Source organism: Mesorhizobium sp. M0808, assembly GCF_040320025.1.
Taxonomy (GTDB): Bacteria; Pseudomonadota; Alphaproteobacteria; order Rhizobiales; family Rhizobiaceae; genus Mesorhizobium.
The window spans coordinates 1-22,385 of sequence record NZ_JAMYOX010000061.1 but is presented as its reverse complement, the minus strand read 5'-3'; the positions used below and the strand labels follow the sequence as shown (position 1 = coordinate 22,385).

19 protein-coding genes and 1 tRNA gene are annotated in these 22,385 nt (G+C 62.1%); 18 read left to right on the top strand and 2 right to left on the bottom strand.

From position 1 onward, the window contains the following. The 14 genes from NKI25_RS33605 to NKI25_RS33540 form a co-directional block, all read left to right on the top strand. Window positions 1-102 (top strand): EF-Tu C-terminal domain-related protein (locus NKI25_RS33605; RefSeq protein ID WP_152536282.1); only part of this gene is annotated, 102 nt, incomplete at its 5' end. Between the two features lie 159 nt (window positions 103-261). Further along, a complete protein-coding gene (locus NKI25_RS33600) occupies window positions 262-1,989 on the top strand; it encodes a COG3904 family protein (protein ID WP_352789673.1) in 1,728 nt (575 codons plus the stop codon). A 95-nt stretch (window positions 1,990-2,084) separates the two neighbouring features. After that, window positions 2,085-2,567 (top strand): group II truncated hemoglobin, encoded by a 483-nt coding sequence (locus tag NKI25_RS33595; protein WP_352596102.1) that lies wholly within the window; start codon window positions 2,085-2,087, stop codon window positions 2,565-2,567. 145 nt (window positions 2,568-2,712) lie between these two features. Then, window positions 2,713-3,210 (top strand): hypothetical protein, encoded by a 498-nt coding sequence (locus NKI25_RS33590; RefSeq protein ID WP_352596099.1) that lies wholly within the window; start codon window positions 2,713-2,715, stop codon window positions 3,208-3,210. A gap of 77 nt (window positions 3,211-3,287) precedes the next feature. Continuing rightward, a tRNA-Trp gene (locus NKI25_RS33585) sits at window positions 3,288-3,363 on the top strand. 364 nt (window positions 3,364-3,727) lie between these two features. Further along, complete coding sequence (gene secE, locus NKI25_RS33580; RefSeq protein ID WP_023680439.1) at window positions 3,728-3,931, top strand: preprotein translocase subunit SecE; 204 nt, start codon at window positions 3,728-3,730, stop codon at window positions 3,929-3,931. A gap of 27 nt (window positions 3,932-3,958) precedes the next feature. Next, entirely contained in the window at window positions 3,959-4,486 is a 528-nt protein-coding gene (nusG, locus tag NKI25_RS33575; RefSeq protein WP_006333333.1) for a transcription termination/antitermination protein NusG, read from the top strand. Between the two features lie 160 nt (window positions 4,487-4,646). Further along, window positions 4,647-5,075 (top strand): 50S ribosomal protein L11, encoded by a 429-nt coding sequence (rplK, locus tag NKI25_RS33570; RefSeq protein WP_023680440.1) that lies wholly within the window; start codon window positions 4,647-4,649, stop codon window positions 5,073-5,075. 4 nt (window positions 5,076-5,079) lie between these two features. Beyond that, window positions 5,080-5,778 carry a 50S ribosomal protein L1 gene (gene rplA / locus NKI25_RS33565; protein ID WP_023680441.1) on the top strand — a complete coding sequence of 233 codons (699 nt, stop codon included), beginning with the start codon at window positions 5,080-5,082 and terminating at the stop codon, window positions 5,776-5,778. Between the two features lie 393 nt (window positions 5,779-6,171). Continuing rightward, entirely contained in the window at window positions 6,172-6,690 is a 519-nt protein-coding gene (rplJ, locus tag NKI25_RS33560; RefSeq protein ID WP_008875657.1) for a 50S ribosomal protein L10, read from the top strand. A 54-nt stretch (window positions 6,691-6,744) separates the two neighbouring features. Continuing rightward, complete coding sequence (gene rplL, locus NKI25_RS33555) at window positions 6,745-7,071, top strand: 50S ribosomal protein L7/L12 (protein ID WP_353000633.1); 327 nt, start codon at window positions 6,745-6,747, stop codon at window positions 7,069-7,071. A gap of 334 nt (window positions 7,072-7,405) precedes the next feature. Next, window positions 7,406-11,542 carry a DNA-directed RNA polymerase subunit beta gene (gene rpoB, locus NKI25_RS33550; RefSeq protein ID WP_023680443.1) on the top strand — a complete coding sequence of 1,379 codons (4,137 nt, stop codon included), beginning with the start codon at window positions 7,406-7,408 and terminating at the stop codon, window positions 11,540-11,542. 131 nt (window positions 11,543-11,673) lie between these two features. Beyond that, the gene (rpoC, locus tag NKI25_RS33545; RefSeq protein WP_352474775.1) at window positions 11,674-15,870 is read left to right on the top strand and encodes a DNA-directed RNA polymerase subunit beta'; all 4,197 of its coding nucleotides are present in this window, start codon (window positions 11,674-11,676) and stop codon (window positions 15,868-15,870) included. A gap of 85 nt (window positions 15,871-15,955) precedes the next feature. Beyond that, entirely contained in the window at window positions 15,956-16,621 is a 666-nt protein-coding gene (locus tag NKI25_RS33540) for an O-methyltransferase (RefSeq protein WP_023680445.1), read from the top strand. A 49-nt stretch (window positions 16,622-16,670) separates the two neighbouring features. Here NKI25_RS33540 and NKI25_RS33535 read toward each other — a convergent pair whose 3' ends face one another. Both NKI25_RS33535 and NKI25_RS33530 read right to left on the bottom strand, forming a co-directional pair. Then, window positions 16,671-17,600: a Gfo/Idh/MocA family protein gene (locus NKI25_RS33535; protein WP_023680446.1), complete on the bottom strand. Its 930-nt coding sequence runs from the start codon at window positions 17,598-17,600 to the stop codon at window positions 16,671-16,673. 123 nt (window positions 17,601-17,723) lie between these two features. After that, window positions 17,724-18,005: a transcriptional regulator gene (locus NKI25_RS33530; RefSeq protein WP_023680447.1), complete on the bottom strand. Its 282-nt coding sequence runs from the start codon at window positions 18,003-18,005 to the stop codon at window positions 17,724-17,726. 462 nt (window positions 18,006-18,467) lie between these two features. On the opposite strand from NKI25_RS33530, the gene rpsL reads away from it, so the two are divergent. From rpsL to NKI25_RS33510, 4 genes are all read left to right on the top strand, one after another. After that, window positions 18,468-18,839 carry a 30S ribosomal protein S12 gene (gene rpsL / locus NKI25_RS33525; RefSeq protein ID WP_006333356.1) on the top strand — a complete coding sequence of 124 codons (372 nt, stop codon included), beginning with the start codon at window positions 18,468-18,470 and terminating at the stop codon, window positions 18,837-18,839. Between the two features lie 85 nt (window positions 18,840-18,924). Then, window positions 18,925-19,395, top strand: a complete 471-nt coding sequence (gene rpsG / locus NKI25_RS33520; RefSeq protein WP_008875664.1) for a 30S ribosomal protein S7 — start codon at window positions 18,925-18,927, stop codon at window positions 19,393-19,395. A gap of 30 nt (window positions 19,396-19,425) precedes the next feature. Further along, on the top strand, window positions 19,426-21,516 hold the full coding sequence (gene fusA, locus NKI25_RS33515; protein ID WP_023680448.1) for an elongation factor G: 2,091 nt from the start codon (window positions 19,426-19,428) through the stop codon (window positions 21,514-21,516). Between the two features lie 67 nt (window positions 21,517-21,583). Beyond that, the coding region (locus NKI25_RS33510; protein ID WP_353000630.1) for an elongation factor Tu at window positions 21,584-22,385 on the top strand (802 nt) is incomplete at its 3' end.

Below are 22,385 nucleotides of genomic sequence, written 5' to 3'. Positions count from 1 at the left end.
GAGCTGATCGTGCCGATCGCCATGGAAGAGAAGCTGCGCTTCGCCATCCGTGAAGGCGGCCGCACCGTCGGTGCCGGCATCGTCGTCACCATCAAAGAGTAATCGCCGGCGCTGCCGGTTGAGATCGGATGCAAAGGGGCGGTCTTCGGGCCGCCCTTTTTGATTCTGATATTCTGGCAATGGATTAACCGCATTGCTTCAAATCCTGTTGCAAGCGCCTCTGCCATAACTAGTATAGGTTGCATCGAGGGGGCTGCCCGAATGGTTCCATGGCGCCGTTTGCATAGTCAGGCATGGTGGTCGCTAGGGCTGATCTGCCTGGTGTCGTTGCTTGCCATGGGCCACGCTGCCTTCGCAGCGGATGCAAAGAAATCCACGCCGGAAAAATCCGCGCCGGATTTCGGCCCGACGATGCGGTTCGTCGTCGTGCGCAGCAGCGCGCCGGGCTGCGAGCCGACCTGTCCGGAATGGATATCGGCGGAAGGCTCGATAGAAGCCGGCACGCCGGCCCTGTTCAAACGCGCGCTGAAAGCGCTTGGCGGCCGAAAGCTGCCGATCGTCGTCGATTCCCCCGGCGGCAATGTCGAAGCTGCGCTGACACTTGGCCGCCTGATCCGCAAGAACAAGCTCGATATCGCCGTCGGTAAAACCGGCTTCGTCGGCTGTCTGCCAGATATGAAGAACTGCAAGGAAAACGACGGCAAGGGCGCCCGTTATTTCGGCGATGCCTATGCCAACGGCGCCATCTGTAATTCCGCCTGTCCGTTGATGTTTTCCGGTGGCATCCGGCGCGTGGTCGGGGAATGGGCCTTTCTCGGCGTCCATCAGATCACCACGACCTACATCCGGACGAAACTGCTGTACCGCACCACCTATCGCATGGTGAAGGGCAAGAAAAAGATCCTCAGCACCCGGATCGTCAGCCGAAGAGACGCCGGCAGCTACAAGACCTACGAGATGAACAAGCCGCTGGAGAGGCGGCTATCGGCCTATCTGAAGGAGATGGGTATTGATAAGGGCGTGCTGGATATCATGAAGGCAACGCCAGCCAGCGATATAAGGCAGATCAAGCCGGGAGATATGCTGGCGATGAAGCTCGTCACCAGCCTCGAGTCCGTCGACATCCTGACGGAAGCAGCCATATGCCGGCGGAGCCCGGCGCCGGCGAACTGCAAGGAAATCCCTGCGAATGCCAAGCCGGCCGAGGTGGCAGCGATCGATGCGAAGGCCAGACCTTCTCAACCGGCTCAAGTCCCACTTTCTCAGCCGGCGAAGGCGGCACCTACCCAGCCGGTCGAGGCAGCGCCAGGGAATGGGGCGCCGGAGATGCGCTTCGTTGTGGTTCGCGGCAGCAATCCGCTGTGCAATCCCAACTGCCCGGAATGGATCTCGGCGGAAGGCGCGATTACCGCTGACACGCCCGAAAAATTGCGCCAACTGCTTGACAGCGTCGGCGACCGGCGCCTGCCCATCGTTATCAACTCGCCGGGTGGTGATGTGCTCGGTGCTTTGGCGGCCGGAAGGCTGATCCGCGAACGCAAGCTCGACGTCGCTGTGGCGCGGACGGATTTCATTGGCTGCGAGCCGCGGCAGGCCGACTGCACGGCCGAAGACGGCGTCTACAACGGGCTGACGGTCGATGCCGGCGGCGGTTGCGGCTCGGCCTGTCCGATCATGCTCGCCGGCGGTGTCAAACGCCTGGTCGGCCCGCGTGCACAGTTGAGCGTGCATTCGGTAGGGCAGGAGCAAAAGGTCAAGGCCTATCTCGAGGACATGGCCATCGGCCCCGGTCTGTTTACCGCAATTCAGCTGTATTCAGTCGAACGGCAGCTCGAACTCGACAGGATGCTGAAATACGGGCTGATAACCGGGCATCAATCGGCAGACGAATTGACAGGCCCCGGCATCTGCAGATCGGAGCCACGGCCGGAAAACTGCCGCGAAGCCTCGGGCGCCAAGGCTCAGGCCAGCACGCCGGTCAAATCGTAACGCGGGCATTGCGGCCGACTGCCCATCGAGGCAGGTTGAGCGGCGCTCGGTGTTTCCGCTATCGTCCAGCGAAGACCAGCATGGGGGAAACACGAATGAGCCAGGATGTCCCGACATTGTTCGAATGGGCTGGTGGCTCCGAAGCGCTGAACCGCCTGACCCAAACCTTCTACGACAACGTCTCTCGGGACCCCATAGTCGGTCCGGTGTTCAAACACATGTCGCCGGATCATCCCGCTCACGTCGCGGCTTTCATCGGCGAAGTTTTTGGTGGACCGAAAACCTACAGCGAAAAGCACGGCGGCCATCGCGAGATGGTGATGCACCATCTCGGCAAGCATCTGACCGAGGAGCAGCGCCGGCGCTGGATCAACCTTCTCGCCGACGCCGCCGACGAGATCGGGTTGCCTGACGATCCCGAATTCCGCTCGGCCTTCATGGGCTATCTTGAATGGGGATCGCGGCTGGCCAAGATGAATTCCAACAAGGGCCCGACCTGCGATCCCGAGAGCGAACCAATGCCGGCCTGGGGTTGGGGGGTGCCGGGCGGCCCCTACAAGGCGCCTTCGGGAGACTGACCGGGGCGCGAATCGGTCGAAAACCCTGCCGCCAGGACCCGATTTGCGGGAAATGGGTGGCGGTGAATGGTTCGGTCCGCCAGGCTGGAACGGTTTGAGGCCGCCGTGGCTGGCGGGGGCCGCGCTGAAAAACCGGAGGCCTGCGATGGGATCGGACAGCAAAGCAAATTCTGACAGTGGAATCCGAAATCCGTTTGGCGTCATGGACGTCCCCACTCCCGACGACGAGGAGGTGTCGGCGTTCGCCGCCGGCGCGAAACTGGAGGGAACTCCAAGCGATGAAAATGCCGAGGCCTGGGGCACCGAAAGCGACCGCGACCGCAACGACACCATCGAAGGCAGCTGGTCCAGCCGTTGGAACGGCGGTGCCGATCCCACGATTCCAGGCGACAGCAAGGATAAATGGAAGTCTGGCTGGGGCGAGGTGAAGACGGCGGGAGAGAGAGTTTACCTGCTGTTCGATTGGCATAATGGCGTGCGCAAGGGGCTCATCGATGCCCGGCGCCAGGGTGCGAAAGGGCTGGTGGGAAAATACATCAATCTGACCGACCCGGAAATCGTGCGTCCCTGGGTCGGCTTGATCGTCAGCAATCAACGGATCGACGGGAAATGGCCGGGAGGACGCCTGGACTTTCGAAGATGAAGGCCGGGTAGCGCACGTCGCTCTTTACAGAGCGCGCGGAAGCTTTTAGGAAGCGCCTGTTGCGCCGACATGCGCATACGGGCATAGCTCAGTTGGTAGAGCGGCGGTCTCCAAAACCGCAGGTCGTAGGTTCGAGCCCTGCTGCCCGTGCCATTCTTTGAATGGATACCTAAAAACGATTCTTTTGCAGTGCGGCCTTTGAGAATCGGCTTGTGACTTGCCATATAGCACAAGTTGCGGCATAAGGGCCGCATAGCCGGGACGGGACGACTGGATGGTTCCGAGGCGGCGTTTGGCCATAAAGCGGACACTTGCCACTTGCGTGGATCAAGAATCGGTTTTATGTAGACGAGACAGACACGCGACGCGTGGAGCTGGGAAGCCGGCTTTACGCGTCTGATTTGCATGGGCGAAATGATTGCGCTGATTCGGCGCGAACGCACGCTCAAGCGGCACGTCCCGGCCAGCGGGATCATCCAGGAGACCCGGCCAACGGGTCTTGCAGACAGAGCGGCATATGGCTTCGAAAACCACAAATCCTTTCACCTTTCTCCAGCAGGTTCGCGCGGAGACCGCCAAGGTCACTTGGCCGTCGCGGCGCGAAACGATGATCTCGACGGTGATGGTCCTTGTGTTCGCGGTCATCGCGATGATCTTTTTCTTTACCGCAGACGTGGCCATGGGCTTTGCGGTCGAAAAAATCCTCGGCCTCGGACAGTAAGTCCGGCGATTACGGAGAAGTCTTGAAATGACCGCGCGGTGGTACATCGTCCACGCCTACTCGAACTTTGAAAAGAAGGTCGCCGAGGACATCGAGAACAAGGCCAAGCAGAAGGGCCTGTCCGCCGACATCGAGCAGATCGTGGTGCCGACCGAGAAGGTCGTCGAGATCCGCCGCGGCCGCAAGGTCGATGCCGAGCGCAAGTTCTTTCCGGGCTATGTGCTGCTGAAAGCCAATCTGACCGACGCCGTGTTTTCGCTCGTCAAGAACACGCCGAAGGTCACCGGTTTCCTGGGCGACTCCAAGCCGGTGCCGATCACCGAAGCCGAGGCCCAGCGTATCCTGAACCAGGTTCAGGAGGGCGTCGAGCGGCCGAAGCCGTCGGTGACGTTCGAGATCGGCGAAGCGATCCGCGTTTCGGATGGACCATTCGCGTCCTTTAACGGTTTCGTCCAGGAAGTGGACGAGGAGCGGGCGCGGCTCAAGGTGGAAGTTTCGATCTTCGGGCGCGCTGTGCCGGTCGATCTGGAATTCGGACAGGTCGAGAAGGGCTGATCCGAAATCCCTGCACCGGTTTCGGCGGCAGGGAAGGCGGCGCGGAGATCGCGCGGCCAAAAACGGGTGGGAGGCGAATGCGGCTTTAGCCGGCCGCGCGGACCGCACCACCAGACTGCAACCGCCGGCAAGACCGGCATGAGAAAAGGCAGGAAGAGAGATGGCTAAGAAAATTGCAGGCCAGCTCAAGCTCCAGGTTTCCGCGGGATCGGCCACGCCGTCGCCCCCGATCGGCCCGGCGCTTGGTCAGCGTGGCATCAACATCATGGAGTTCTGCAAGGCGTTCAACGCGCAGACCCAGGAAATGGAAAAGGGCTCGCCGGTTCCGGTCGTCATCACCTACTACCAGGACAAGTCGTTCACCTTCGTCATGAAGACGCCGCCGGTGAGCTACTTCCTGAAGAAGGCTGCGAACCTGAAGTCGGGCTCGAAGGAGCCGGGCAAGGTCAAGGCCGGCACGATCGGCCGCGACAAGGTGCGCGCCATCGCCGAGCAGAAGATGAAGGATCTGAACGCAAACGACGTCGAGGCGGCCATGCGCATGGTCGAGGGCTCCGCCCGCTCGATGGGTCTGGAAGTGGTGGGCTGAGATCATGGCAAAGATTGCAAAGCGTGTATCGAAGACCCGCGAAGGCATCGATCCCAACAAGGCTTATGCTTTGGGTGAGGCGCTGAAGCTGCTCAAGGATCGCTCCTCGGTGAAGTTCGACGAGACGATCGAAGTCGCGATGAACCTCGGCGTCGACCCGCGCCATGCCGACCAGATGGTCCGCGGCGTGGTCAATCTGCCGAACGGCACCGGCCGCAGCGTTCGCGTCGCCGTGTTCGCGCGTGGCGACAAGGCCGAGGAGGCCAAGGCCGCCGGCGCCGACATCGTCGGAGCCGAGGATCTGGTCGACATCGTCCAGAAGGGCACGATCGACTTCGACCGCTGCATCGCCACGCCGGACATGATGCCGCTGGTCGGCCGTCTCGGCAAGGTGCTCGGTCCGCGCGGCATGATGCCGAACCCGAAGGTCGGCACCGTAACCACCGACGTTACCGCCGCCGTCAAGGCATCGAAGGGCGGCGCCGTCGAGTTCCGCGTCGAGAAGGCCGGCATCGTTCACGCCGGCGTCGGCAAGGTCTCGTTCGACGTCAAGGCGCTGGAAGAAAACGTCCGCGCCTTCGCTGACGCGGTGACCAGGGCAAAGCCGGCTGGTGCCAAGGGCAACTACGTCAAGAAGGTGTCGGTCACCTCGACGATGGGCCCGGGCCTCAAGCTCGACGTCTCGACGCTCGCAGCGTCCTGATACGAACAATTGGATCGGCCGCTAAAACGCTGATCCGTGAAAGAATTCCGGGCCTCCGACCTGTCGGCGGCCCGGTACCGGAAGTCGAAAGGCTTCCGGACATCCTGTCCGAGATTGCAGGCGGCCCCCAAGCCTTAGGTGATGTGGGCCTTAATTCATGCGGGCCTGCATGAGACGGGTGAAGACCGGGACAAAGGAGCGAAAGCTCCAATGAAAGGTTCGAACCGTGTTTGCCTTTTGTCTGCGCACCGTCCGGCTTGCCGGCAGGTGTGGCGAAAGGGGGCAGGATCCTCGAGCGTCGTTCGGGAGATCCGTTACTGGATGGCCCGGCCGGCAAAAAGGCAACCCGACGCCTGTCCTTCGTAGAGGGCAGGGGTCAACTGGAGATAGGCAGTGGACAGAGCGGAAAAACGCGAACTCGTCACGGGCCTGAATGATGCGTTTTCAAGCGCTGGTTCAGTCGTCGTGGCCCACTACGCCGGTATCACCGTCGCGCAAATGAACGACCTTCGGTCGAAAATGCGCGCCGCCGGTGGCACCGTCAAAGTCGCGAAGAACCGTCTCGCCAAAATCGCTCTTCAGGGCACGGACTCCGCATCGATCATCGAGCTGTTCAAGGGACAGACGCTGATCGCCTATTCGGAGGATCCGATTGCGGCGCCGAAGGTCGCGTCCGATTTCGCCAAGGGAAATGACAAGCTCGTCATTCTCGGCGGCGCAATGGGTACCACCTCGCTCAATGCCGACGGTGTGAAGGCACTCGCCACACTTCCGTCGCTCGATGAGCTGCGCGCCAGGCTGGTTGGCATGATCGCCACGCCGGCAACCCGGATCGCCCAGATCGTCAATGCGCCTGCGGCTTCGGTCGCGCGCGTCATCGGCGCTTACGCCCGGAAGGACGAGGCGGCATGAGGCCGTTCCTCGCTATCACAAACACACGTTCGAACCTTATGAAGGAACATTGCAATGGCTGATCTGGCAAAGATCGTAGACGACCTTTCGAAGCTAACCGTCCTCGAGGCGGCCGAGCTGTCGAAGCTTCTTGAAGAAAAGTGGGGCGTTTCCGCCGCTGCTCCGGTGGCGGTTGCCGCTGCCGGCGGCGCTGCGGCCGCTGCTGCTCCGGTCGAGGAAAAGACGGAATTCGACGTCGTCCTCACCGAGGCAGGCGCTCAGAAGATCAACGTCATCAAGGAAGTTCGCGCCATCACCGGTCTTGGCCTCAAGGAAGCCAAGGACCTGGTCGAGGCGGCTCCGAAGCCGGTCAAGGAAGCCGTTTCCAAGGCCGACGCGTAAATGTTCATGCCCCTGCTGTATGCAGCGGGCGCCATGGTCTAACTTAATTAAGGGTTGAGTCCGGGCGGCGGGGGGCGCGCCGCCCGCCACTCCTTTCGCGTCGAAGGGAGGCTGCGTAACGCGAAGAGTGCGAAAACCTCTTTCCTGAGGGCCGCAAACCGGCCTTCAGGAAACGGGTTTTCTCCCGTTTCTGGCCCGCCGCCAATTGGCGGCGGGTGAAAAGACAAGAAGCCGCCGACAGGCGGCGGGCAACAAGACAGGGCCGCCAAGGTGGCCCGAGATGCAAGGCGAGCCGCGGCGAGGCTCGTCCCGAGAATTGAGCTAAGGAGCGACGATGGCCCAGACCCAGACTTTCAATGGCCGCAGACGCGTACGCAAGTTTTTCGGAAAGATCCCGGAAGTTGCGGAGATGCCGAACCTGATCGAGGTTCAGAAGGCATCCTATGACCAGTTCCTGATGGTGGAGGAGCCCAAGGGTGGGCGTCCTGACGAGGGACTGCAAGCAGTTTTCAAGTCGGTCTTCCCAATTTCCGATTTTTCCGGCTCCTCGATGCTGGAATTCGTGAAGTATGAGTTCGAGGGACCGAAATTCGACGTTGACGAATGCCGGCAGCGCGACCTGACCTATGCGGCGCCGCTCAAGGTGACGCTGCGCCTCATCGTGTTCGATATCGACGAGGATACCGGCGCCAAGTCGATCAAGGACATCAAGGAGCAGGACGTCTACATGGGCGACATGCCGCTCATGACCTTGAACGGCACCTTCATCGTCAACGGCACCGAGCGCGTCATCGTCTCGCAGATGCACCGTTCGCCAGGCGTCTTCTTCGACCATGACAAGGGCAAGTCGCACTCGTCCGGCAAGCTTCTGTTTGCCGCGCGCGTCATTCCCTATCGCGGTTCGTGGCTCGACATCGAGTTCGATAGCAAGGACGTCGTGCATGCCCGCATCGATCGCCGCCGCAAGATTCCGGTGACGTCGCTGCTGATGGCGCTCGGCATGGACGGCGAAGAGATCCTGTCGACCTTCTACAACAAGATCACCTACAAGCGCGCCGGCGACCATTGGCGCATCCCGTTCAACGTCGAGCGTTTCCGCGGCCTCAAGGCCGTTGGTGACCTGGTCGACGCCGACACCGGCGAAGTCGTCGTCGAGGCCGGCAAGAAGATCACCGCCCGCCAGGCCAGGGCACTTGGCGAAAAGGGTCTCAAGGCGATCAAGGCGACCGACGAGGATCTGCTCGGCAACTACCTTGCCGAGGATATTGTCAACTACGCGACCGGCGAGATCTTCCTCGAAGCCGGTGACGAGATCGACGAAAAGACGCTGAAAGTGCTGCTTGGCACCGGTGACGATGAGATCAAGGTCCTCGACATCGACCACGTCAACGTCGGCGCCTACATCCGCAACACGCTCAACGTCGACAAGAACGAGAGCCGCCAGGACGCACTGTTCGACATCTACCGCGTCATGCGCCCCGGCGAGCCGCCGACGCTCGAGACCGCCGAAGCCATGTTCAACTCGCTGTTCTTCGACAGCGAGCGCTATGATCTTTCGGCCGTCGGCCGCGTCAAGATGAACATGCGCCTCGAGCTCAAGGCCGAGGACACCGTGCGCGTGCTGCGCAAGGACGACATCCTGGCCGTGGTCAAGACGCTGGTCGAACTGCGCGACGGCAAGGGCGAGATCGACGACATCGACAATCTCGGCAATCGCCGCGTGCGCTCGGTCGGCGAGCTGATGGAGAACCAGTACCGCGTCGGCCTGCTGCGCATGGAGCGCGCGATCAAGGAACGCATGTCCTCGATCGAGATCGACACGGTGATGCCGCAGGACCTGATCAACGCCAAGCCGGCGGCTGCCGCCGTGCGCGAGTTCTTCGGTTCCTCGCAGCTGTCGCAGTTTATGGATCAGACCAACCCGCTTTCGGAGATCACCCACAAGCGCCGTCTTTCGGCGCTTGGACCGGGCGGTCTGACCCGCGAGCGTGCCGGTTTCGAAGTGCGCGACGTGCACCCGACGCATTACGGCCGCATCTGCCCGATCGAGACGCCGGAAGGCCCGAACATCGGCCTGATCAACTCGCTTGCGACCTTCGCGCGCGTCAACAAATACGGCTTCATCGAGAGCCCGTACCGCAAGATCGTCAACGGCAAGCTGACCAATGAGGTCGTTTACCTCTCGGCTATGGAAGAGGCCAAGCACCACGTCGCGCAGGCCAATGCCGAGCTCGACAAGAATGGTCATTTCGTCGACGAATTCGTCATTTGCCGCAACGCCGGCGAAGTGATGATGGCGCCGCGCGAAAACGTTGATCTGATGGATGTGTCGCCGAAGCAGATGGTGTCGGTGGCCGCGGCCCTGATCCCGTTCCTCGAGAACGATGACGCCAACCGTGCGCTGATGGGCTCGAACATGCAGCGTCAGGCCGTGCCGCTGGTGCGCGCCGAAGCGCCGTTCGTCGGCACCGGCATGGAGCCGATCGTCGCCCGTGACTCGGGCGCCGCCATCGGCGCCCGCCGCGGCGGCATCGTCGACCAGGTGGACGCGACGCGTATCGTCATCCGCGCCACGGAAGATCTCGATCCCGGCAAGTCCGGCGTCGACATCTACCGGCTGATGAAGTTCCAGCGTTCGAACCAGAACACCTGCATCAACCAGCGTCCGCTGGTGCGCATGGGCGACCGGGTCAACAAGGGCGACATCATCGCCGACGGCCCGTCGACCGAGCTCGGCGATCTGGCCCTCGGCCGTAACGTGCTGGTCGCGTTCATGCCGTGGAACGGCTACAACTACGAGGATTCCATCCTCCTGTCCGAGCGCATCGTCGCCGACGACGTCTTCACCTCGATCCACATCGAGGAGTTCGAAGTCATGGCCCGCGACACCAAGCTGGGGCCGGAGGAGATCACGCGCGACATTCCCAACGTCTCGGAAGAAGCGCTGAAGAACCTCGATGAGGCCGGCATCGTCTACATCGGTGCGGAAGTGCAGCCGGGCGACATCCTGGTCGGCAAGATCACGCCGAAGGGCGAAAGCCCGATGACGCCGGAAGAAAAGCTGCTGCGCGCCATCTTCGGTGAAAAGGCCTCGGACGTGCGCGACACCTCGATGCGCATGCCTCCGGGAACCTTCGGCACCGTCGTCGAAGTGCGTGTCTTCAACCGCCACGGCGTCGAGAAGGACGAGCGCGCCATGGCGATCGAGCGCGAGGAGATCGAACGCCTCGCCAAGGACCGCGACGACGAGCAGGCGATCCTCGACCGCAACGTCTATTCGCGTCTTTCCGACGTTCTCGTCGGCAAGGAAGCGATTGCCGGGCCGAAGGGCTTCAAGAAGGGCTCGAAGCTGTCGAAGGACACGCTCGACGAGTATCCGCGTTCGCAGTGGTGGCAGTTTGCCGTGGAGAACGAAAAGCTCCAGAGCGAACTGGAAGCCCTGCGTGGCCAGTACGACGATTCCAAGAAGGCGCTCGAGCAGCGCTTCATGGACAAGGTCGAGAAGGTGCAGCGCGGCGACGAAATGCCTCCGGGCGTCATGAAGATGGTCAAGGTCTTCGTGGCCGTGAAGCGCAAGATGCAGCCCGGCGACAAGATGGCCGGCCGGCACGGCAACAAGGGTGTCGTGTCGCGGATCGTTCCGGTCGAGGATATGCCTTTCCTCGAGGACGGCACGCATGCCGACATCGTGCTCAACCCGCTGGGTGTGCCGAGCCGCATGAATGTCGGCCAGATCCTGGAAACGCATCTGGGCTGGGCTTGCGCCGGAATGGGCAGGAAGATCGGCGATCTGATCGACGCGTACAAGACGGCGGGCGACATCAAGCCGCTGCGCAAGACGCTCGAGAGCTTCATGCCTTCCAACGACCGCAACGAGCCGGTCCGCGAATATGACGACGAGAGCATCGTTCGCCTCAGCGAGCAGATGCGCCGCGGCGTCTCCATCGCGACACCGGTGTTCGACGGCGCGCACGAGGCCGACATCAACATCATGCTGGAGCAGGCGGGCCTGCACACCAGCGGTCAGTCGCAGCTCTATGACGGGCGCACCGGCGAGCCGTTCGATCGCAAAGTGACGATGGGCTATATATATATGCTCAAGCTTCACCACCTTGTGGACGACAAGATCCACGCGCGTTCGATCGGGCCGTACTCGCTCGTTACCCAGCAGCCGCTGGGCGGCAAGGCGCAGTTCGGTGGCCAGCGCTTCGGCGAGATGGAGGTCTGGGCGCTCGAAGCATACGGCGCCGCCTACACGCTGCAGGAGATGCTGACGGTGAAGTCGGATGACGTCGCCGGCCGCACCAAGGTCTACGAGGCGATCGTCAGAGGCGACGACACATTCGAGGCCGGCATTCCCGAGAGCTTCAACGTTCTCGTCAAGGAAATGCGGTCTCTCGGCCTCAATGTCGAGCTGGAGAACACCAAGCTCGACGACAACCCGATCCGGCTGCCCGACGCGGCCGAGTAAGCAAGACGTCCGGCCGCGGTCTTCCCGCGACCGGACGCACCAAATTCTCGGCCGATGGCCGATCAAGTCGGCGGGCGTTTGGCCCGCGCTAGATGCAAGGGGTTTTCGAGGACCCCGAAAAGGAGAACGGCATGAACCAAGAGGTCATGAATCTCTTCAATCCCCAGGCGCCTGCGCAGGTGTTCGATTCCATCCGGATCTCGCTTGCCAGCCCTGAGAAGATTCTGTCCTGGTCGTTCGGCGAGATCAAGAAGCCGGAGACCATCAACTACCGCACCTTCAAGCCGGAGCGTGACGGCCTGTTCTGCGCGCGCATTTTTGGCCCGATCAAGGACTATGAGTGCCTGTGCGGCAAGTACAAGCGCATGAAATACAAGGGCGTCATCTGCGAGAAGTGCGGCGTCGAAGTGACGCTGTCGCGCGTCCGCCGCGAGCGCATGGGCCATATCGAGCTGGCGGCACCGGTCGCCCACATCTGGTTCCTGAAGTCGCTGCCGTCGCGCATCGGCACGCTGCTCGACATGACGCTGAAGGACATCGAGCGGGTCCTCTACTTCGAGAACTACATCGTTACCGAACCCGGCCTCACCGCGCTGAAGGAGCACCAGCTGCTCAGCGAGGAAGAGTACATGATGGCCGTCGACGAGTATGGCGAGGATTCGTTCACCGCCATGATCGGCGCCGAGGCGATCCACGACCTGCTGGCCGGCATGGACCTCGAGAAGATCGCCGGCGATCTGCGCTCGGAACTGGCTTCGACCACCTCCGAGCTCAAGCATAAGAAGTACCTGAAGCGGCTCAAGGTCGTCGAGAACTTCATGGAGTCCGGCAACCGTCCGGAATGGATGATCATGAAGGTGGTTCCGGTGATCCCGCCGGACCTGCGTCCGCTTGTCCCGCTGGACGGTGGCCGTTTCGCCACGTCGGATCTGAACGACCTCTATCGCCGCGTCATCAACCGCAACAACCGCTTGAAGCGGCTGATCGAGCTGCGCGCGCCCGGCATCATCGTGCGCAATGAAAAGCGCATGCTGCAGGAAGCCGTCGATGCGCTGTTCGACAATGGCCGCCGTGGCCGCGTCATCACCGGCGCCAACAAGCGTCCGCTGAAGTCGCTGTCCGACATGCTGAAGGGCAAGCAGGGCCGGTTCCGCCAGAACCTGCTCGGCAAGCGCGTCGACTATTCCGGCCGCTCGGTCATCGTCACCGGTCCGGAGCTCAAGCTGCACCAGTGCGGCCTGCCGAAGAAGATGGCGCTCGAGCTGTTCAAGCCCTTCATCTACGCCCGTCTCGACGCCAAGGGTTACTCCTCGACCGTCAAGCAGGCGAAGAAGCTGGTCGAGAAGGAGCGTCCGGAGGTCTGGGATATCCTCGACGAGGTCATCCGCGAGCATCCGGTGCTTTTGAACCGCGCACCGACGCTGCACCGCCTCGGTATCCAGGCGTTCGAGCCGATCCTGATCGAAGGCAAGGCGATCCAGCTTCACCCGCTGGTCTGCACGGCCTTCAACGCCGACTTCGACGGCGACCAGATGGCGGTCCACGTGCCGCTGTCGCTGGAAGCGCAGCTCGAAGCCCGCGTGCTGATGATGTCGACCAACAACATCCTGCACCCGGCTTCCGGTGCGCCGATCATCGTGCCGTCGCAGGACATGGTTCTCGGTCTCTACTATCTCTCGATCGTCAACCAGAACGAGCCGGGCGAGGGCATGGTGTTTGCCGACATGGGCGAACTCCAGCACGCGCTCGAGACCAAGGCGGTGACGCTGCATGCCAAGATCAAGGGGCGCTTCCGCACGGTCGACGCCGACGGCAAGGTCGTGTCGAAGATCTACGACACCACGCCTGGCCGCATGATCATCGGCGAGCTGCTGCCGAAGAATCACAACGTGCCCTACGAGACCGCCAACCAGGAGATGACCAAGAAGAACATCTCCAAGATGATCGACACCGTCTACCGCCATTGCGGTCAGAAGGAGACGGTCATTTTCTGCGATCGCATCATGGCTCTCGGCTTCAGCCACGCCTGCCGTGCCGGCATTTCGTTCGGCAAGGACGACATGCTGATCCCGGACGCCAAGATCAAGCTGGTCTCCGACACCGAGGCTTTGGCCAAGGAATACGAGCAGCAGTACAATGACGGCCTGATCACCCAGGGCGAGAAGTACAACAAGGTCGTCGACGCCTGGGCCAAGTGCTCGGAAAAGGTCGCCGACGAAATGATGGCCCGCATCAAGGCGGTCGAGTTCGAGGACAACGGCCGTCAGAAGCCGATGAACTCGATCTACATGATGTCGCACTCCGGTGCGCGCGGCTCGCCCACCCAGATGCGCCAGCTCGCCGGCATGCGCGGCCTGATGGCCAAGCCTAGCGGTGAAATCATCGAGACGCCGATCATCTCGAACTTCAAGGAAGGCCTCACCGTGCTCGAGTACTTCAACTCGACCCACGGCGCCCGCAAGGGGCTGGCCGACACCGCCTTGAAGACGGCGAACTCGGGTTACCTGACGCGTCGTCTTGTCGACGTGGCGCAGGACTGCATCGTCAATTCGCTCGACTGCGGCACCGACAAGGGCCTCACCATGCAGCCGATCGTCGATGCCGGTCAGGTCGTCGCTTCGGTTGGTCAGCGCGTTCTCGGCCGCACCTCGCTCGACGACATCACCCACCCGGTCACCGGCGAGGTTCTGGTCAAGGCCGGAACGCTGATGGACGAGCGTGACGTGGAACTGATCGAAAAGGCCGGCGTGCAGTCGGTTCGCATCCGTTCGGCGCTGACCTGCGAGGTCAGGGTCGGCGTCTGCGCGGTCTGCTACGGACGCGATCTGGCCCGCGGCACTCCCGTCAACCAGGGCGAAGCTGTCGGCGTCATCGCGGCGCAGTCGATCGGCGAGCCGGGCACCCAGCTCACCATGCGTACCTTCCACATGGGCGGCACGGCGCAGGTGGTGGATTCCTCGTTCCTTGAAGCCTCCTATGAGGGCAAGGTCGAGATCCGCAACCGCAACGTGGTGCGCAACTCCGACGGCCAGCTGATGGTCATGGGCCGCAACATGGCGGTGCTGATCCTCGACGAGGCCGGCAAGGAACGCGCCACGCACCGCGTCACCTACGGTTCGCGTATCTTCGTCGACGATGGCGACAAGGTGAAGCGCGGCCAGCGCATTGCCGAGTGGGATCCCTATACCCGCCCGGTCCTCACCGAAATCGAGGGCAGGGTAGCGTTCGAGGATCTGGTCGATGGCATTTCCGTTCAGGAAACCGCCGACGAATCGACCGGCATCACCAAACGCGAGGTCATCGACTGGCGTTCGACGCCACGCGGCAACGACCTCAAGCCGGCGATCGTCGTCCAGGATGCCAAGGGCAAGGTCGGCAAGCTGTCGAAGGGCGGCGACGCCCGCTTCCTGCTCTCGGTCGAGGCCATTCTTTCGGTCGAGCCGGGCGCACAGGTTCGCCCCGGCGACGTGCTGGCGCGTATCCCGATGGAAAGCGCCAAGACCAAGGACATCACCGGCGGTCTGCCGCGTGTGGCCGAACTGTTCGAGGCACGCCGTCCGAAGGATCACGCCATCATCGCCGAGATCGATGGCACGATCCGCTTCGGCCGCGACTACAAGAACAAGCGCCGCATCATCATCGAGCCGCATGACTCGACGCTTGAGCCGGTCGAATACCTGATCCCGAAGGGCAAGCCGTTCCATCTCCAGGACGGCGACGTCATCGAGAAGGGCGACTACATCCTCGACGGCAATCCGGCGCCGCACGACATCCTGGCGATCAAGGGCGTGGAGGCGCTTGCCTCCTACCTCGTCAACGAAATCCAGGAGGTCTACCGACTGCAGGGCGTGTCGATCAACGACAAGCACATCGAGGTGATCGTTCGCCAGATGCTGCAGAAGGTCGAGATCACCACGCAGGGCGATTCGACCTACATTCCGGGCGACCACGTCGACGTGATTGAGCTGGAAGAGGTCAATGAGCGCCTGGTCGAGGAAGGCAAGAAGCCGGCCGAAGGCCAGCCGGTGCTGCTTGGCATCACCAAGGCCTCGCTGCAGACGCCGTCCTTCATCTCCGCCGCCTCCTTCCAGGAGACGACGAGGGTGCTGACCGAAGCTGCGGTTGCGGGCAAGACCGACATGCTGCAGGGGCTGAAGGAAAACGTCATCGTCGGCCGGCTGATCCCGGCCGGTACCGGCGGTACGATGAGCCAGATCCGGCGCATCGCCACCTCGCGCGACGAGTTGATCATCGACGAGCGCCGCAAGGCGTCCGGCGTCGAGGTCGCCGAGCCGATGCTGACCGACATGGTTAACGCGGCGCAGTAAGCGCGCAAGCAAGAGAAGATAGAAAAGGGGCCTAAGTGGCCCCTTTTCGCATTTTTGGTTCCTCAATCGGATCGGAGAAGAAACGATGAGCAGGAAGATTTGGGCTTCTGTCGACGACTACATTGTCGAAGCTCTTTTCGAGGCGGATCCCGCTCTTGATGCCGTTCTGGCGGCCAACCATGATCAGGGCCTGCCGCCTATCGACGTTTCCCCGGCACAAGGCAAGCTGCTCTCACTTCTTGCGCGAATGCAGGGAGCAAAGAAGGTACTCGAAATCGGCACATTGGGCGGCTACTCAACAATCTGGATGGCGCGAGCATTGCCGATGGACGGCAAGGTCGTGACGCTCGAGCTTGATCCGCACCACGCCAGTGTCGCGCGGTCGAACTTTGAACGGGCAGGGGTGTCTGACCGTGTGGAACTGCGGGTCGGACCGGCGCTTCAATCGCTTGCGGCCTTAGGCGCCGAGAATGCCGGGCCGTTCGACTTTATCTTCATCGACGCCGACAAGCCGAACAACCCGCACTATCTGTCCTGGGCCATGCGTCTTTCGAGGCCGGGGACCGTCATCGTCTGCGACAATGTCATCCGTGACGGCGCGGTGGTGAATGAAGATGGTCGCGACGCCAATGTCGAAGGGGCACGCGCGGCGTTCTCGTTCATCGGCAGCGACAAGCGTCTGGAAGGCACCGCGATCCAGACTGTTGGCGCCAAGGGCTATGACGGCTTTGCAATAGCGATCGTCAATTGATTTTGTGCGGTGCGCCGACCAGACCTGCGATCCGGCCGGCGCCCACTCGTCAATCGAAAAAAGCTTCCACCACATTGCGCTTGCCCAGCATGAAGGCGTCGGCGACGTGCTGCAGGGGCGCGAGATCGACGTCGGAGGTGCCGGCGCGCACGATCTCGGCGAAGCGCTTGTAGAGCATCGGATATTCGGCTTCCGGCTCCTCGTGAACGACGCGGCCATCGATGGCGAGCTTTGAGCCGCCGCCAGAAAGCACCATCGATCCGGCCTCGGTATCGGCCAGGATGTCCCAGCTTTGCGGGCCGGTCTGACGCCAGTCGAGTTCCATCGTCACCGGCAGACCGTTCGAAGTGCGGAAAGCGATATGGGCGGCGATCGGGGCCGCGCGGTTTTCGGGGAAATCGAGTTCTGCCGAGCTGATAAACATCGGCGGCAGGATGTGGGTAGCGATCGACAGCCCGTTGATGCCGGGATCGAAGACGCCAAAACCGCCGGGAGCCCAGATCCACTCCTGGTTCGGATGCCAGCGGCGCACGTCTTCCTTCCAGTTGATAGCGGCCGACCTGATAGTTGTCGATCCAAGGAATGCGCGCGCAGCTTCGACAGCTGGCGCATAGCGCGAGTGCCAGCTGGCGAACAGGCAGACGCCGTTCGCTGTCGCCAGCGTCTTCAGGTCTTCGACCTCGCTGACCGTGGCGCCGGGCGGCTTTTCCAGGAAGACATGCTTTTTCGCCGTGAGCGCCAAGCGCGCGGCGTCGTAACGAAACTGCGGCGGCATGCACAGCGACACCGCCTTGAGCTCTGGCGTTGCGTCGAGCATCGCCTCGATCGTCGGGAAGTTCGGGATGTCCTCCACTTTGCCATGCCGGCTCGCTGCAGCAACCAGGCGATAATCCTGGTCCTTCGCCAGCGCCGGCAGATGCTGGTCACGGACGATCTTCCCCACGCCGACGATGCCGAGCTTGATGGGATTAGAGGACATGGGAGCTCCGCAGGTTGAGTGTGCTTGGTTTTGCCAGAGGTCGCTTCTTAGCAGAGAACTTGTGCCGGGCAAGTCGCCGGGCTTTGTCGCCGGCCCGTGAGATCGACCGCGATTCAGATCTCTTCAGATCGGCACATCGAACGTCACGATCGACACTTCGCCTTCGAGCGCGCCCTGATAGGCGGACAGATGCGGCTCCTCGTCCGGCACGCCGTCCATGTCGCCGATCTGATCGAGCTCGGCCTCGGCATAACCTTCGGCGGCAAGCGATTCGAGAGCGCGGCGCACCGCCGAATCGTCGTCCGGCGCGACCAGCATCACATGCACGCCTTCCGGCTTGCCGCCTTTGCGCTTCCACACCCGGCCGGTAATAATGGTGACCGGGCGCTCCTCATTGTCATTCACGGGTTCGTACCTCCGGGCGAGGGGGTTTGGGCTGCTCATGCCGCCTTTTCGCACGAAGCACGGCCTGGAAACAGCCGCAAGCCGGTCACTTTCTGGCTTCCTCTTGAAAAACGGCGCAAGAAAATTACATGCGCTTTTCGCATGGCTGCCACGCCTCGGGTTCAGCGCAATATTTGCCGCTCCGGGGTTGACGGACAGTGGTCATACGAGTAGAAGCCGCCCAGTCAGAACCGATGTGAGGCTCTTGCTTCCGAAGCGACACGCTTTGGAGTTTGCCTCAAACAGGGTTCGTTTTACGAGCGAAAAGACATTTCCGGCGTGCATGAAGCGGCTTCCGCTTCCTCTGCCATTTGTTCGGGCAAGACCGCGAGGCGCGGTTTGTGGCCCGAATTTGCGTATGGAAATGACGCTTTGAGCGGCCCTGACCGGGCGAGACACGGAATTGAGAGACAAGAGGGTTTAATGCCTACCGTCAACCAGCTGATCCGCAAGCCGCGCATTGCGCCGGTGAAGCGCAACAAGGTCCCGGCCATGCAGCAGAACCCGCAGAAGCGGGGCGTCTGCACGCGCGTCTACACCACGACGCCGAAGAAGCCGAACTCGGCGCTGCGCAAGGTGGCCAAGATCCGCCTGACCAATGGTTTTGAGGTGATCGGTTACATCCCCGGCGAAGGCCACAACCTTCAGGAGCACTCGGTGGTGATGATCCGCGGCGGTCGCGTCAAGGATCTTCCGGGCGTCCGTTACCACATCATCCGCGGCGTGCTCGACACGCAAGGCGTGAAGAACCGCAAGCAGCGCCGTTCGAAATACGGCGCCAAGCGTCCGAAGTGACCGAAGCGTAGCCAAGGTCGTTCCGGGCGGCGTCAAGCGACGATCCGGGATCCAGGCCACCGCGTAGAATTGAGGCAGAGAAAAAATGTCCCGTCGTCACAGTGCAGAAAAGCGTGAGATCAATCCGGACCCGAAGTTCGGCGATCTGATCGTCACCAAGTTCATGAACGCCGTCATGTATGACGGCAAGAAGTCGGTTGCCGAGACCATCGTCTACGGCGCGCTCGACCAGGTTCAGTCCAAGACCAAGCAGGAGCCGGTCACCGTCTTCCATCAGGCGCTCGACAATGTCGCGCCGCATGTGGAAGTGCGTTCGCGCCGCGTCGGCGGCGCCACCTACCAGGTTCCGGTCGACGTGCGCCCCGAGCGCCGTCAGGCATTGGCCATCCGCTGGCTGATCGCCGCCGCCCGCAACCGCAACGAGACCACTATGGTCGACCGCCTCTCCGGCGAGCTGATGGATGCGGCCAACAACCGCGGCACCGCCGTCAAGAAGCGTGAAGACACCCACAAGATGGCAGAAGCCAACCGCGCTTTCGCGCACTACCGCTGGTAAAGCGCGAACGAGACTGAAGAGGCACCTCCCATGGCCCGCGAATATAAAATCGAAGACTACCGCAATTTCGGTATCATGGCGCATATCGACGCCGGCAAGACGACGACCACCGAGCGCGTCCTCTATTACACGGGCAAGTCGCACAAGATCGGGGAAGTCCACGACGGCGCTGCCACCATGGATTGGATGGAGCAGGAGCAGGAGCGCGGCATTACCATCACGTCCGCCGCGACCACGACCTTCTGGAAGGGTCGCGACGGCAAGATGCACCGCTTCAACATCATCGACACCCCCGGCCACGTCGACTTCACCATTGAGGTCGAGCGTTCGCTGCGCGTGCTTGACGGCGCCATCGCGCTGCTCGACGCCAATGCCGGTGTCGAGCCGCAGACGGAAACCGTCTGGCGTCAGGCTGACAAGTACCGCGTGCCGCGCATGATCTTCTGCAACAAGATGGACAAGATCGGCGCCGACTTTTACCGCTCGGTCGAGATGATCGGTTCGCGCCTAGGTGCGCATGCCGTCGTCATGCAGCTGCCGATCGGCGCCGAGACCGAGTTCAAGGGTGTCGTCGACCTCGTCGAGATGAACGCGCTGGTCTGGCGCGACGAGACGCTGGGCGCTGCCTGGGACATCGTCGAGATCCCTGCCGACCTCAAGGCTCGTGCCGAAGAATACCGCGAGAAGATGATCGAGGCCGCCGTCGAAATGGACGAGACGGCGCTCGAGAATTACCTCGAAGGCAAGATGCCGAGCAACGACGAGATCCGTGCGCTCATCCGCAAGGGCACGATCGCGGTGAAGTTCTATCCGATGTTCTGCGGCTCGGCCTTCAAGAACAAGGGCGTGCAGCCGCTGCTCGACGCCGTCGTCGAATATCTGCCGTCGCCGGCCGATGTCCCGGCCATCAAGGGCGTCGACGCCAAGACCGACGCCGAGATCGAGCGTCATGCAGACGACAACGAGCCGCTGTCGATGCTTGCCTTCAAGATCATGAACGACCCGTTCGTCGGTTCGCTCACCTTTGCCCGCATCTATTCGGGCAAGCTCACCAAGGGCATCTCGGTCGACAACACCGTGAAGGGCAAGAAAGAGCGCATCGGCCGCATGTTGCAGATGCATGCGAATTCGCGCGCCGACGTGGAAGAGGCGTTTGCCGGCGACATCGTCGCCCTCGCTGGTCTCAAGGACACCACCACCGGCGACACGCTCAGTGATCCGCTGCATCCGGTCATCCTCGAGCGCATGGAATTCCCCGATCCGGTCATCCAGATCGCCATCGAGCCGAAGACCAAGAACGACCAGGAAAAGATGGGTCTCGCCCTTCACCGCCTGGCCGCCGAGGATCCGTCCTTCCGCGTCAAGACCGACGAGGAATCGGGCCAGACGATCATTTCCGGCATGGGCGAGCTTCACCTCGACATCATCGTCGACCGCATGCGCCGCGAGTTCAAGGTCGAGGCCAATGTCGGCGCGCCGCAGGTGGCCTACCGCGAGACGATCACCCGCAAGCACGAGCAGGACTACACGCACAAGAAGCAGACCGGCGGTACCGGCCAGTTCGCCCGCGTCAAGATACTGTTCGAGCCGAATCCGGAAAGCAGCGAATTCGAGTTCGAAACCAAGATCGTCGGCGGCGCTGTGCCGAAGGAATACATCCCCGGTGTCGAAAAGGGCATCAACAGCGTCATGACCTCGGGCCCGTTCGCCGGCTTCCCGATGATCGGCGTCAAGGCGACGCTGATCGATGGCGCCTACCACGACGTGGACTCGTCGGTTCTGGCCTTCGAAATCGCCGGCCGCGCCTGCTTCCGTGAAGCAGCCCCCAAGCTTGGCGTGCAGTTGCTCGAGCCGATCATGAAGGTCGAAGTGGTGACGCCGGAAGATTACGTCGGCAGCGTTATCGGCGACCTGAACGGCCGTCGCGGCCAGATCCAGGGCCAGGAAGCCCGTGGCGTGGCTGTGGTCATCAACGCGATGGTGCCGCTCGCCAACATGTTCAAATACGTGGACAACCTTCGCTCGATGAGCCAGGGCCGCGCGGCCTACACGATGCAGTTCGACCACTACGAGCCGGTCCCGACCGCGGTCGCCCAGGAAGTCCAGAAGAAATACGCGTAACTCGAAACGAGTTGCATCAGTAACTTAATTCAAGGCCCGCACGGGCTGGCAGGAATGGAGAGATCACATGGCAAAAGGTAAATTCGAGCGCACTAAGCCTCATGTGAACATTGGCACGATTGGTCACGTCGACCATGGCAAGACGTCGCTGACGGCGGCGATCACCAAGTATTTTGGCGAATACAAGCGCTACGACCAGATCGATGCGGCGCCCGAAGAGAAGGCGCGCGGCATCACCATTTCGACGGCGCACGTCGAATACGAGACCGCCAACCGCCACTATGCCCATGTCGACTGCCCCGGCCACGCCGACTATGTGAAGAACATGATCACCGGTGCCGCGCAGATGGACGGCGCGATCCTGGTGGTGTCGGCCGCCGACGGCCCGATGCCGCAGACCCGCGAGCACATCCTTTTGGCCCGCCAGGTCGGCGTGCCCTCGATCGTGGTGTTCTTGAACAAGGTCGACCAGGTCGACGACGCCGAGCTGCTCGAGCTGGTTGAGCTCGAGGTGCGTGAGCTTTTGACCAAGAACGAGTTCCCCGGCGACGACATTCCGATCGTCAAGGGTTCGGCGCTTGCCGCACTTGAAGATTCCGACAAGAAGATCGGCGAGGACGCCATCCGCGAACTGATGGCTGCGGTCGATGCCTACATCCCGACGCCGGTGCGTCCGCTCGACAAGCCGTTCCTGATGCCGATCGAGGACGTGTTCTCGATCTCGGGCCGTGGCACGGTGGTGACCGGCCGCGTCGAGCGCGGCGTGGTCAAGGTCGGCGAGGAGCTGGAGATCGTCGGCATCCGTCCGACCACCAAGACGACCTGCACGGGCGTCGAGATGTTCCGCAAGCTGCTCGACCAGGGCCAGG